This is a genomic window from Bacillus sp. JJ1503 (assembly GCF_036965125.1).
In the GTDB taxonomy this organism is placed as follows: Bacteria; Bacillota; Bacilli; order Bacillales; family Cytobacillaceae; genus Cytobacillus.
In genome coordinates, this window is sequence record NZ_JBALOZ010000096.1 from 1 (window position 1) to 13,032 (window position 13,032).

Annotated in this window: 16 protein-coding genes; 10 read left to right on the top strand and 6 right to left on the bottom strand. The window is 36.0% G+C overall.

Annotated features, from left to right (window positions below; translation table 11 throughout):
* Positions 1 to 483: 483 nt before the first annotated feature.
* The 3 genes from V7149_RS08940 (at position 484) to V7149_RS26485 (ending at position 2,461) form a co-directional block, all read left to right on the top strand.
* Positions 484 to 1,740 carry a dicarboxylate/amino acid:cation symporter gene (locus tag V7149_RS08940; protein WP_335345290.1) on the top strand — a complete coding sequence of 419 codons (1,257 nt, stop codon included), beginning with the start codon at positions 484 to 486 and terminating at the stop codon, positions 1,738 to 1,740.
* A gap of 21 nt (positions 1,741 to 1,761) precedes the next feature.
* On the top strand, positions 1,762 to 1,959 hold the full coding sequence (locus tag V7149_RS08945) for a hypothetical protein (RefSeq protein WP_335345291.1): 198 nt from the start codon (positions 1,762 to 1,764) through the stop codon (positions 1,957 to 1,959).
* A 334-nt stretch (positions 1,960 to 2,293) separates the two neighbouring features.
* Entirely contained in the window at positions 2,294 to 2,461 is a 168-nt protein-coding gene (locus V7149_RS26485) for a hypothetical protein (protein ID WP_438824100.1), read from the top strand.
* Between the two features lie 135 nt (positions 2,462 to 2,596).
* On the opposite strand, the gene V7149_RS08950 is transcribed toward V7149_RS26485, so the two are convergent.
* Positions 2,597 to 3,136 (bottom strand): histidine phosphatase family protein, encoded by a 540-nt coding sequence (locus V7149_RS08950; protein ID WP_335345292.1) that lies wholly within the window; start codon positions 3,134 to 3,136, stop codon positions 2,597 to 2,599.
* 434 nt (positions 3,137 to 3,570) lie between these two features.
* On the opposite strand from V7149_RS08950, the gene V7149_RS08955 reads away from it, so the two are divergent.
* The 4 genes from V7149_RS08955 (at position 3,571) to V7149_RS08970 (ending at position 6,917) form a co-directional block, all read left to right on the top strand.
* Positions 3,571 to 4,566 (top strand): aliphatic sulfonate ABC transporter substrate-binding protein, encoded by a 996-nt coding sequence (locus tag V7149_RS08955; RefSeq protein WP_335345293.1) that lies wholly within the window; start codon positions 3,571 to 3,573, stop codon positions 4,564 to 4,566.
* Between the two features lie 38 nt (positions 4,567 to 4,604).
* A complete protein-coding gene (locus V7149_RS08960) occupies positions 4,605 to 5,372 on the top strand; it encodes an ABC transporter permease subunit (RefSeq protein ID WP_335345294.1) in 768 nt (255 codons plus the stop codon).
* A 19-nt stretch (positions 5,373 to 5,391) separates the two neighbouring features.
* Positions 5,392 to 6,159: an ATP-binding cassette domain-containing protein gene (locus V7149_RS08965; RefSeq protein WP_335345295.1), complete on the top strand. Its 768-nt coding sequence runs from the start codon at positions 5,392 to 5,394 to the stop codon at positions 6,157 to 6,159.
* A 317-nt stretch (positions 6,160 to 6,476) separates the two neighbouring features.
* Positions 6,477 to 6,917, top strand: a complete 441-nt coding sequence (locus V7149_RS08970) for a GNAT family N-acetyltransferase (protein WP_335345296.1) — start codon at positions 6,477 to 6,479, stop codon at positions 6,915 to 6,917.
* Positions 6,918 to 7,076: 159 nt separating this feature from the next.
* On the opposite strand, the gene V7149_RS08975 is transcribed toward V7149_RS08970, so the two are convergent.
* Positions 7,077 to 8,117: an alpha/beta fold hydrolase gene (locus V7149_RS08975; RefSeq protein ID WP_335345297.1), complete on the bottom strand. Its 1,041-nt coding sequence runs from the start codon at positions 8,115 to 8,117 to the stop codon at positions 7,077 to 7,079.
* A gap of 216 nt (positions 8,118 to 8,333) precedes the next feature.
* On the opposite strand from V7149_RS08975, the gene V7149_RS08980 reads away from it, so the two are divergent.
* Positions 8,334 to 8,600: a hypothetical protein gene (locus tag V7149_RS08980; RefSeq protein ID WP_335345298.1), complete on the top strand. Its 267-nt coding sequence runs from the start codon at positions 8,334 to 8,336 to the stop codon at positions 8,598 to 8,600.
* Positions 8,601 to 8,767: 167 nt separating this feature from the next.
* On the opposite strand, the gene V7149_RS08985 is transcribed toward V7149_RS08980, so the two are convergent.
* From V7149_RS08985 to V7149_RS09000, 4 genes are all read right to left on the bottom strand, one after another.
* Positions 8,768 to 8,914 (bottom strand): hypothetical protein, encoded by a 147-nt coding sequence (locus V7149_RS08985; protein WP_335345299.1) that lies wholly within the window; start codon positions 8,912 to 8,914, stop codon positions 8,768 to 8,770.
* Between the two features lie 76 nt (positions 8,915 to 8,990).
* Positions 8,991 to 9,521 (bottom strand): signal peptidase I, encoded by a 531-nt coding sequence (gene lepB, locus V7149_RS08990; RefSeq protein ID WP_335345300.1) that lies wholly within the window; start codon positions 9,519 to 9,521, stop codon positions 8,991 to 8,993.
* Between the two features lie 144 nt (positions 9,522 to 9,665).
* A complete protein-coding gene (locus tag V7149_RS08995) occupies positions 9,666 to 10,184 on the bottom strand; it encodes a GrpB family protein (protein WP_335345301.1) in 519 nt (172 codons plus the stop codon).
* A gap of 261 nt (positions 10,185 to 10,445) precedes the next feature.
* Positions 10,446 to 11,336 (bottom strand): LysR family transcriptional regulator, encoded by an 891-nt coding sequence (locus V7149_RS09000; RefSeq protein WP_335345302.1) that lies wholly within the window; start codon positions 11,334 to 11,336, stop codon positions 10,446 to 10,448.
* Between the two features lie 167 nt (positions 11,337 to 11,503).
* On the opposite strand from V7149_RS09000, the gene V7149_RS09005 reads away from it, so the two are divergent.
* The gene (locus tag V7149_RS09005; RefSeq protein WP_335345306.1) at positions 11,504 to 12,406 is read left to right on the top strand and encodes a DMT family transporter; all 903 of its coding nucleotides are present in this window, start codon (positions 11,504 to 11,506) and stop codon (positions 12,404 to 12,406) included.
* 187 nt (positions 12,407 to 12,593) lie between these two features.
* Positions 12,594 to 12,992 (top strand): DUF1284 domain-containing protein, encoded by a 399-nt coding sequence (locus tag V7149_RS09010; protein ID WP_335345303.1) that lies wholly within the window; start codon positions 12,594 to 12,596, stop codon positions 12,990 to 12,992.
* The last annotated feature ends 40 nt before the right edge of the window (positions 12,993 to 13,032 follow it).

A 13,032-nucleotide genomic window follows, 5' to 3' on the forward strand; every position in this document is an offset into this window, starting at 1 on the left:
AAAGGAGGAAAGTATAAATTAATGTAGTCTGTGGTCTGTATTAGAAACAGGTGTCATTAATCTTGGTTTCATCATGAAATGAACATCAGGTCGAAGAATAGATCTTACAAAGTTATTCGTTTAATGAAAGATAAAGTAAATTTACGAAACTACAGATTTTTGAACAGTTGCTCGTGTGTGACTGAAGAGGCTAAATAGCATTCCTTATACTATAACAAATATTTCTTTTGAATTTTCTCAAGTTGGATCATACTCTTAGGAGTTTGCCTTTAAATATTATGCAAGGGCTTACATTCAAATAGTTGAGGTTTTATTCTAACTGCAAAAAATAAAAGAAATAAATGTGGTACAGGATTGAAGAAAGTTCAGGAGTACTTATTTATGTATTTAGAGGTAAAGGCAATTGAATTTACACAACCATTAAAAACGGGGTAATCAGACATAGTTTATTACCTTCTTTATCCTCGTAAAGGAGAGGTTTCTATGACAAGAAAAAAGATTGATCAAAATTTTTTTAAAAGGATTCCATATCCGTTTTGGGTTTTCAGTACTCTAGCAATTGGATTTTCACTTGGTTTATTTGTACCTGACAATCCTGTGGTACATGGTCTTGCTCTAAGCGGGCAGTATTTTCCTAAGGGCATCGTAACATTTGCTACAGCTATTATCTTTTTTTTACTAGCAGGAGCAGCAGTAAAGTTAATTATGGTCCATAAAGATAAGGCTGGCCAATTGTTTGGGAGAATCTTTGCGTCTTACCTAGTTTTAGGATTAGTAGCTGTAGGATATGCTGCACTTTTTATTTTTTTAGTTGCAGGTCTGGATTTTACCACAGATGGTGCGGAAGTAGCAGGGTTCTCTACATTTATAATGAGTATATTAGGTACATTTAAAACAATTATCACCCAGCAACCATTATTGCAGATTTTAATTGCCTCCGTACTAATTGGATGGATAGTCGCGACTAACAAAAAATTTGAGCCAATTGCAAGAAATATTATGGTTATTAGCGATTATATATTAAAAGCATTTAAGTGGCTACTTTGGTATTATCCAATCATGATTGGATGTTTAGCAATAAACATTCCGTTAAAGTTTGGGACTGAAGGAGTTGCCTATTATGGTAAAACTGTCCTTTGGGTATTTATTTTAGCTACAACATGGACACTCCTGATCATTGTATTGACAAAGATTATCTCCAAAAGAACATGGAGTCAAATATGGAAATATTACTTTACAGTTTATTCAACAGGTTTTGGGACCGGGGGGTCTTATGATACACTGGCGGTTAACATTATTTCAGCTGAAAGAGATTTAGAATTAAAACCAGAATTCGCTGAGACATCCGTTGTGTTTGGCACAGTATTAAATAAAAGTACTTCTACAATGGCTGTATTAATTGTGACTGTAACGACCTGTGCTATGATGGATATCCCACTTTCCTTATCTGAAATTTTATTATTAGTGTTACCTATGTGGATTTTGGGCTTAGAATCACCGGGCGTTCCCGGGGGGGCGGGATTTTTCATGTCTCCTGTTATAGCTACCATTCTACAAGTGCCAGATCCAGCGTTATTTATCACAACCTTTATTACCATGTACTCTGGCTTTATCCCTATGATTTGTACTGCAGTCAATACGACAGATGATGGTCTAATTGGAGCAATGGTACAAGATCGATTTGCACCTATGAAAACAGCACCTACTCTATCAATAAATCAATCTAGAAAGTCATCCTAATTTCAAAGGAGGAATAATGAAATGAAGGTTTTAGGTTATATTCTTTTTGCAATCGGAATTTGGATGATGGTCTCCCCTCAAGCGACACTTGGACTAAAAGAGCTTAGATGGATGGCAGATTATGCATTTCCAGGGGAGGCTCTTATAGGAAGCGTAGTAGTTGCAGGTTCTTTAATGCTCTTTGGGAACCCTAAAGCTAAAAATGTTAAACATAATTAAGAGATTTAATAGCTAACAATATAAAAAGTCCAATTTCTTCGTATTTAAATGGAGAAATTGGACTTTTTTCGTATTTACAGAAAAGGGCACTATTTTGGAATAAGTATATAAATTACACTCTATTAAAATACATATAGAACTGCGTCACGTGTTTAATATAGTTTGTGAGAGCTTCTCTTTTTGGACATCTTTTCTTCCATTATAGATGGAATATAATAACCTTACATTTGATCATGGTATTCACTAGGATTAATTCTAGCTTCAATTAAAGTAAATCGTTCACTCTGTTGTGAGATTTTAACCGCCTCACGTAATTCATACTTTAGATCTAGGTATTTCTCTATTTATTAAAATGGTCGTAGAAAATGATCCGCGACTTGTTACCGTTCCAATAGACCCTCCAATGATTTTACATCTTTCAATAGCATGGAATAAAGAGAAAAACCTAACCCATGCAGCGTCTGCTTTTCTCGATTTTATTAAACGGTATCACGGCATGTAGCGGGAATGCAAATGCCCTTTGTGAGTGTTATTGAAAAACTAGCGAAATAAAAGATAGTAGTCTTCTTAGCCACCAATAAGCCCCAATTAAGAAAAGGCTAGGGAGATTGGCGGAGCATAGTTTTCTTTTGACCCTTTACTTCCATACCCGCTCAAACGTTACTTCGTTATTTTCATATTTCAAGAGAAATACATCAGGATTACTAAGATTTTTCCAATCATCGAAGCCGAAATCTTTCTTATAATACTTTAAAAGTAAAGACATTAAATTCCCATGTGTCACAACGATGGTGTTTTCTTTTTCACCGTTAAAAATTTCTTCTGCCACTTCAAGGATTCGTTCCGTTGCAGCTTGACTAGACTCGCCGCCTTCAAATTTCAGTTCCATATTATCAAAGGTTGTTCTTAGTTTTTCTAGCCAATCATGAAGATTTTTGGTGCTTAGTATACGTTCTGTTAAATTTCTATCAAGCTCAATCTCTATATTTAATCGCTTGGCAAGTTGGTCTATTGAGTCAATAGCACGCTTATATGGGCTTGAAATAATTCGATCGATTTTCATTTCGGAAAAAAACTCAGATAAATCTAACGCTTGTTTCAAACCATTAACTGTTAGTTTTGATTCAGGCGGCTGCCCTTCTGCTTCACAATGCCTAATAACATAAATTTTCTTCAATTTAACGTCCCCCTCCTTCCATCTTTATCCTTACAATATAAAAATTTGAAGCAAAAATGAAGTCATATCCTTTATATAATTTTAGGAGGTATTCAATTTGGTAAATGAACAGCCCATGCTTTGCCCAATGAAGCTCATTTTTGACTTTTGCGATAAATGAATTTGCTTAATACCAATTGTAAAACTCTTTTCTTTTTCACCGCAGGAATTTCTTCTTCAGCCTCAACAATTCATTTCGTTGCAATTCAACTAGACTGGCCGCCTTCAGAACCTTAAACTCCTCTCCAGATTATCCAAATCCTTTTTAAAAATAGTTAAAAAGGGGTATTGAATTTTCTAAATATATCCATTACAATGATTTAAAATTTACTAAACCGATAAGTTTCATCGGATTAAATTAGTAATTCATTAATTTATTGAAGGAGAGTATGATAATGGACACCAGAAAGAAAAACTTTAGCCTATTAGCGATTATTTTTGGATTATTGCTAATGTTAACCGCTTGTGGATCAGCAAGTACTGGGACAACAACTGGAGAAACCAAAGATCAAAACAGTGAGAAAACAGGCAAAGTCATTCGACTTGGATATCAAAAGGGAAACACTTTAAATATTTTAAAGGAAAGCGGATTTTTAGAGAAAAAACTTAAAGAAGATGGTTATGAAATTGAGTGGAAAGAATTTAATGGTGGCGGGCCCTTATTAGAAGCTCTTTTTACAGGCAATATCGATTTCGGTCATGCATCAGATGGTTCTACCATTTTTGCACAGGCAGGAAATAAACCCTTTGTTTATGTAGGAGCAGACTTGCCTAATCCAGAAGGAGTCGGAGTTCTTGTCCATAAAGATTCAAAAATAAAGTCAATCGCCGATTTAAAAGGGAAAAAGATTGGGGTAAATAAAGGCGGTAATCATCATTACTTAACCATTTTGGCATTGGAGGAAGCTGGGATTAACCTTGATGAAGTCGAGTGGGTCTATTTATCGGATGCAGCTCAAGGGCGTACTGCTTTTGAAACAAAAAAATTAGATGCATTTGCAACTTATGATCCATTCTTAGCCGGAACAGAAATTCAGCTGGATACAATCAACCTAACTGAAGGAAAAGATTATGGGTATCCGAACAGAACCTTTTATGTGGCAAACATTAAATATAATGAAGAACATCCTGAATTAGTTAATAAAATTATCGAAGCCATAGATGAATCGGATGAGTGGGCCAATAAGAATAAGCCAGAGGTTGTTAAACTGGTATCTAAAATGTTAGGAATTGAGGAAGAAATCATTGATAGAGCTACCGCTCGCAGAGATTATGATGCCGAAAAGATCAATCAAGAAATCATTGATGCACAGCAAAAGCAAGCAGATGTTTATCATGAAATTGGGTTAATACCAGAAAAAATTGATGTAGCCCAAAATGTAGGTAAGTAGAGATCTGCTCGTGCTAATTTTGCGGAAAGGAAAATAACATGAAAGCAAAGTTATCAAAGAGTCTATTGCCATGGTTTATCCCGATTTTGGTTTTGATTGGATGGCATTTTTTCTCAAAGACTGGGATCGTTTCCACCCAGCTCGTGCCTTCCCCACTTACAGTTCTAACTAGCGCCTATAACTTAATTTTTTCTGGAGAACTCTTCTACCATATGCAGGTCAGTTTAACACGGGCCCTTATTGGCTTATTGATCGGAGGAGGAATCGGCTTTGTTTTAGGAATATCAAACGGATTATCTAATCTCACCTTCCAGTTAACTGATACTTCCTTACAAATGATACGAAATATTCCTAATCTTGCTTTGGTCCCTCTTGTCATTCTTTGGTTTGGCATAGACGAAGGTGCAAAAATATTTTTAGTATCCATCGGGGTCATGTTTCCAGTCTATATTAATACTCTTCATGGAATCAGAAATCTTGATGCAGGATTAATCGAAATGGGCAGAATGTATGGATTAAAAGGGTGGGATTTATTTAAAAACGTATTGTTCCCGGGGGCCCTTCCATCCATTTTTGTAGGCTTGCGATACTCTCTCGGTGTTATGTGGTTAACATTAATCATTGCTGAAACAATCGCTACCACAAGAGGTGTTGGATATTTGGCCATGACAGCCCAACAATTTATGCAATCAGATATTATCATCATTACGATTATTTTATATGCATTATTTGGAAAATTGGCAGATATACTCGCGCGCTGGGGAGAAAGGAAGGCACTCCGCTGGCATAAAAGCTATGTTCGTTAATGGTTGGAGGGATTAAGAAATGGCTATTCGTGAGCCAGTAATAAGAGAAACTCTAAAAAAGAATGATCATGCCATTCATATAAGCTTGAAAAATATCGAAAAAAGTTTTGGTGAAAAAACAGTATTAAACAATGTGTCACTTGAAATAGAAGCAGGACAATTTGTTGCCATTGTCGGTAAGAGCGGCAGCGGTAAAAGCACACTTCTTCGGCTGATTGCAGGGTTAGAGGAACCTACATCAGGTCAAATTTACTTTAACGATACGCCTGTTAAAGAATCGATGTCTAGTGCCACCATGATGTATCAAGATTCTCGACTTTTGCCATGGAAAAGCGTAATAAATAATGTCGGTCTTGGATTAAAAGGAAATTGGAAAGAAAAAGCAGAACAAACTTTAGATGCTGTCAGATTATTATCTTTCAAAGACGAATGGCCATCCACACTTTCCGGCGGTCAAAAGCAGCGGGTTGCACTTGCAAGAGCTTTGGTGCATAAGCCCTCTCTATTATTACTAGATGAACCTTTAAGTGCCTTGGATGCGTTAACAAGAATGGAAATGCAAAATTTGATTGAAGACCTTTGGCTGAATCAAGGCTATACTTCCTTACTCGTAACACATGATGTTCGAGAAGCTGTAAAAATCGCTGATCGAATCCTCCTCATTGAGGATGGAGAAATCACGTTAGATATAAAAAATACTGCCCCGCGTCCAAGAGACTTTTCCGCTCCTTCCTTAGCCAAATTGGAGAAGAAAATCATTGATCAGATCTTAAAAACAGAAATATAACTTCCCCTTGCCCCTTTGCCGTCAGGCTGCTAAAGTTGGTTGCCAAACCACCCTTTAGCATGAAATTTGAGACGGCGAGGGAGTTTTTTTGTTCTAGTATTTTTTCAAACTTTAATAATAATCCTTAATAAATACCCAAATGGACGCAATCTTCCTCCCCTCATACCCCATTCGTATTTTTCAATAGTAGGTATTTTTAATCACTTTTTCTATCTCCTCCACAACTCTGCCATGCATTTTCCATTTAATAAGAAGCAGGATTACTAGAACGGTTAGAGAATTATTTATTAATACTTTAAAAAGATCGGAGGATAAGAATGTTAGAGGTTAGAAAAATTACGCCAGAGATGACTTATAGTACTAGACATACTGTTCTGCGTCCTCACCAAACGATTGAGGATTGTAAATATGATACAGACCATGAACCAGGGGCGCTTCATGTTGGAGCATTTTCTCAAGGCAGGCTAATCAGTATTGCGTCCTTTTGTATCGAAAGGAATCCTGATTTTTCTATTGAAATGCAATATCGCTTACGAGGAATGGCGACTTTAGAAGAGTTTAGAAATCTAGGAGCTGGGAAATTAATTGTTGCCTATGCCGAAAATTTAATAAAAGCTCAGGGGTTTGACCTTATATGGTGCAATGCCAGAACCTCTGTAGAACAGTATTATAATAGATTAGGCTTTAACATACATGGTGAAGTTTTTGATTATCCTCCTATTGGTCCGCATATTGTAATGTATAAAAAACTCGCATAAAAAGCAGCGGTCAATCAAAGAGATTGGCCGTTGCTTCAATTCTTAATATACTTCTATTCTACCTTCTACACAACGTTCTGCTTCTTTACTATCTTTTGAGTTTGCCTATGGACTAAAAGTAAATTAAGAAAAACTGTATAAACAAGCACAGGGACTCCATTATTTTTTATCAAGTTCCCCCCAAGTTTCATTTAACCAATTTGCAAATAATTCTTTTTGCTCAAACTGTGGATAATGTGCAGATTCATCAAAAATAATAAACTCCTTAATAGGTGCTTCAATTTTGGAAAAGTATGCCTTTGCAGCATTTACTGAGGTCATATAATCATATTGACCCATGACAAAAAAACAAGGTACTTCTAAATGATCTATCATACTTGTAATACTTTGTTGCCTTTCCTCACGTATTAAAATGCCCTGTGAGAGCGAAACTCCTTTTACATACCGAATTACATCAAGTAAATTATATTCGGGACCGAATAGGAATCCTAAATAATAATCCAAATTATCATTAATCAACCTTGCTGCTCCACCATATTTTCGAACTAAATTCCTCGGTGTAAGCTCTTCCCCATTTTCAACTGAGCTTTTAAGGTTCTCAAGTTTTTTTACGTCACCCATGTTTCCAGCTAACTTTGCCTGATTTATTGTATATTTTAAACTATCTAATTCACTTTGAACTGTATCGCCAACCTGTCCAATTCCAATGTACGCTGAAAATTTGTCAGGTGCCTTGCTTGCAGCTTTCATTCCTATATAGGTTCCAAATGAATGACCAATTAATAGTACCTTTTCTTGGCCCAACCTTTCTGTGATATAGTCCGTCAATTCCAAAAGATCATCCACATGCAAATCTGTTGTTAAATTCGAATAATCTTCAAAAAAGTGATAGGATTTTCCACTTCCTCGCTGATCATAATGAACAATTGTAAAATTCTTTTCGAGTAAATCTTGGTACTTCCTTACATAAGGTATCTCCGAACAACCTGGACCACCATGAACAAATATGATAATAGGATTTGATTGGTTATTCCCTCTAATCATGACTTCCAATTTAGTCCCATTTATTTCTATCTGCTGTAAAGTGCTAATACTATTTATTCCTTTTATATTTGGTGTCCATGTAGGAAAAACAAATTTTATTACAACCAATGAAAAAAAGAAAATACCTACACCTATAATTTTTTTCTTTCTATTCAATTTAGTCTCCTTATATCTTTATTTACTTTTCTTTTTAATTTTTCTCCAAAGTTAATTTTAAAGGCCAAGCCCTTCACTGCCTATCACGCCGGTTTTGCAAAAATTCTCAAATGATTCATTTTTAATTTATAAATTCATAAATTATTTACTTTTGGAAAAACTGAATGTGGGAGTACTACAATTAACATTTGTGTTTTAACAAAAGGAGGAGCAGCAATGTCCAGTACAAATGATCTTTCTATACAAACGAAAATGGAAAATATTTTTCATTACACTTGTGGAACATGGCAAAATTGTACGGAGTCAACCATCCAATTATTCTTAGAACAATGCCTAGAGCATAGTATAGATCCGCAATATTGTATGAGTTGGGTAGAGCAGCATAAATCAGAGATATCTGACTGGCAAGATGTTTCAAAGGTCTCTCTTGACTGGGTTAATGAGCATACTTCAACAGGATCCCCCGCTTCGTTTACTGAATAGCAATTTGATTAGGTAGTGGAGAGAATTTTAGCTCTCCACTTAATTGATATGTTTGAAATTTGCGGCATAAGAGCTTTTAATCTATGCTACTTGAATTAGTGCCTACACTTTGTTGTGGAAACACATCCATTAACTAAAGAAGATAATGTGTTGCAGTCACCGACTTCTTACTTAATAGTTTTAAATACTAGCGCAAACAGATAAAGTGGGACTCCAACCATTAACATTCCAGCAAGTAGGTAACAAATACTTGTGAAAATAAACTTACAAACATCATAGATAGCCCCAGCCACGTCGTCAATAAACCTTGCCATTTCTATCCCTCCAAAAACGAAACTTTAGTGTAAAAAAGCGTCCCTACCTTTTGTAGAAACGCCCTGTATTAATACTTTATTTTGGTATGCCAATTGCTTGAAATGGATAAAATCGAAACTTCACTTCTCCGATGATTGATTCGTATGGAATAAAGCCAATGTGCCTGCTATCCTTACTGTTCAAACGGTTATCGCCCATTACAAATAAAGAACCTTTAGGCACTTCTTGCAATTCAAAGTCGCCAGTCAGCTTATTAAATGGATTATCAGCTTTATTTTCCTTTAAATACGATTCTTCAAATGCTTTGCCATTAATGTAAAGGACATCATCTTTCATCTCTATCCGGTCACCTGGAAGTCCTATTACTCTCTTAATATATTTTTTGTCTTCCACATCAGGGGCATTGAATACAATCACATCAAACCGTTGAATGCCAGCCGTTTTACTAACTACAACCTTTTCTTGATCTTGAAAAGTAGGTGCCATAGATTCCCCGAATACAGTTGTAGGTGAGAATAGGAGTTCTCTACATATAAAAGCAATTATGAGTGCAAATGCGAGTGATTTTATCCAAGAAAAGATTTCTTTTTTTGTATTTTCTTTCATCGTTTCGCTCCTTACATTAAACCTAGTTTTGTTCTTTAATTCGATTACCGAGTGTTCAATTTTTAGGTTCCCTTTATATTAATTCGTTATTATAGTATAAATTCCTTCCGGCAAATTCTTGATTAATATACCTAATAAAGGTTGTTATTTTCTCTGAAACTCCTTAAACCAGAGAAGTGCTTTCTGTTCCATTTCCTTCACGAAATCTTTTTTGGCTTGACTATATTCCCTTGAGTTATCGAACCGCTCGGCCAGCTCTTCTTTAAAGCGGCTATAATTTGCTGCTTCATCCGGATGGGACCGAAGATAATCCCGAAAAATTAAGTGCCTATCGATTTGAGCGTTATCATATTGATAAAAATGAATATGATGGGTTCTGTTTTCACCGCCTTTTCGAAATAGCCTTCTGCCGGCGATGCCCCATTCCCCCGCTACATCATAACCAAGAGCTTCCATTTTGCGATTAAACAAATCAATCTTCGCTATCTCTTTAACAATACACATCATATCTATGACAGGTTTTGCCTTCATGCCTTGAACTGACGTACTCCCAAAATGTTCTATTCTAATGATCTCATCGCCAAAAATTGTTTTCAGCATTTTAGCCTCAGTTTGAAACATTAGAGCCCACTCTTCACTAAAATTAGACAGTCGAACTTTCATGTGGATCCTCCATAGTATCTCAGTTAATGAATGCTCTTCTATTGTCTCGATATTTCTTTTGCTTTTTTGGCATGTTTGGATAAAGAAAAAATCAATTTTCCCGCATCCACAAACGATTTACCTATATTTTAACATTCAAATGGGCAAATTTGTAATTTTAAAGATGCATTTCCAAGCTTCTTTTTAAAAAAGTTCCCAACCTAATCACGATGGCTCCCTAGTTATTTTACGAAAGATATTCGATAATGACGTACTATCCATTCAAATCCGATGGGAGCGTGCAGGCTCACTTAACCACGAATTCAGATATTCAATAAACTTTTTTGTAGCTGGGGCAAGGGTTTTAAAGGATGTAGCAGCAATACCAATTGTCCGATAGTGTTCTCCTGCTAATTGAAGAACCCGCACGTTAGCTGGGACACGGTGTAATACCATTTGAGGAAGTATACTGATTCCCATTCCATTTCCAACCATTGAAATAATGGCTTGGTCATCTGTAAGTTCAAATTTAATATTAGGCGTAACATTATTTTCTTTTAACATTCGTGTTAGATCGTTATCGCTTCCTTTTTTCGATTTGATTAGATGATCATCCTTGATCATGTCAAAACAAATCTCATTTTGTTCAGCGAGAGGATGTTGGTCTGAGACGATGCAGAGCATTCTATCTTTTTTTAAGGGAATCATTTCAAACTGTTGTAAAGTGGGCAAGGACACAAATCCAAAGTCAACCATACCTGTTGAAATCCAATGCTCTATATCATCATAATCTCCTTCCAGCAGCTTAATTTCGATAGAAGGATGTCGCTCATTAAACACTTTCATGATTTCAGGCAACCAGTGAATGGACACACTTGAAAAAGTGCCAATCCGAACTGTACCAATTTCCATTCCATTGATATTAGCTATTTCTTGAATCATTTCTTCGTTCCATTTTAAAATTTCACGGATGTATGTTAAAATGCGCTCTCCATTGCTCGTCAAATGGATTCCTGAGCGTCCGCGATTGAGAATGGAAAATCCCCACTCCGTTTCAAGACTAGAAATGGCATGACTAACAGCAGATTGTGTTAAACCGAGTGCTTCCCCCGCTTTCGTGAGGCTCCCCAATTCCACAACGCTACTAAAAATCTCAAACTTTGCAAGAGACAATTTGATCACTCCTTTTTCATGAAATCTATTCATGTATAACTTTAAAAACATTCATTTTTCTAATTTAAATTCTACATATATAATGTAAAATAATCAATTTAAGACAGGATAGGTGATGATAAAAAATGAATGGGAGTACAGCTGTTCCTAAAGTAAATAGGATGGGGATGAATACTCAATTAAAGGCAGATTTCACGATGCTTGTGGTCACATTATTTTGGGGATCCTCTTATTTATTCATGAAGATGGGTCTTGAATCTATTCAAGGATTTAACTTGATCGCCTTACGCTTCGGTATAGCTTTTGTTTTAGCAGGGCTCGTATTCTATAAACGCTTTATGCACATTGATTTTCAGACGATTAAATATGGATTTTTATTAGGGACCATCTTGTTCTCAGCCATTTCTGTTGTCACGATTGGGGTAAAATCCACGTCCGTCTCAAATGCAGGATTTTTATTTAGTCTTGCGGTTGTATTTGTTCCATTGTTATTAGCCATCTTTTTTAGACAAAAAACTGAAAAACGGGTGGTTATCGGTGTCGTCTTCGCAATAGCAGGTATCGCCCTTTTAACATTAAATGATGGATTTAGCATTAGCTCTGGGGATTTTCTCATCATATTAGGGGCTTTGTTTTATGCCATTTACATCATTGTGACGGATAAATTGACGAAGAATGTAGATTCTATTTCTCTCGGAATATTACAACTTGGTTTTACCGGGGCATGGGGGCTGCTGCTATCTTTATTTTTTGAAAATCCACATCTTCCTAACACGACAGAATCATGGGTATCTATTTTGGCATTAAGTATATTCTGCAGTGCGATTGGTTTTATCGGCCAAACTGCAGCCCAACAATATACGACTCCCACACATACAGGTCTCATATTTTCATTGGAACCCGTATTCGCAGCTTTATTTGCTTTTATTTTCGCCGGTGAAGTTCTTTCCGAAAAAGGATACATAGGTGCCTTTCTAGTCTTGATCGGAATCTTAACAACGAAGATAGATTTTAAAAAGGTCATGATGAAAAAAGATTACAGCAGAACAATTGAAAGGTCTGAATCGTAGTTGAATATCCAGTGATGTTTAAAAAGGTTTTCTTTATCTCTTTCAAATTTCATTCAAGAACCGTTCGTGAAACAAAAAAGTTCCCATTAAATTAGGTTTGATATGTTATGATGATTGATATGTGTTAACTAGTAATCACTTTTAGTTAACACTTCAATTTGTTGAACTTGTACATGGGGGCAGAGTTATGTATAAACTGCGAGGTCATCATCTTTTTTGCCTTCTGGGCTATCGGGGTATGGGTTATTCCGAAGAATACGTGGAAAATATGACGCATTTGCATCAAACGTTGAGAAATAACCCCAAGACGTTAATTCAGCTAATAAAGGGACCTGATCAGCTGTGTGAAAAATACCCAAACTCAGGGAAATACNNTTATGATAGAGATGCCGCTATTCTAGAGAAAATGGGGCTTAAAATCGGGCAAATTTTGAGTTGGGAGGAGATTGAGTCGTGCATTCGAAAGTATGTCATCCCTTCCGATATTCAAATTGTGTGTGAAACTTGTTCCTGGCGTTCATATGGAGTTTGTGAAGAAGGTATTCAAGAGATTCATGAAGGGAAGGGCTTGAGGTTAGTTAAATAAGTCCCCCTTTTTTTCTTCTATTTGTTGGTCTATATTACTA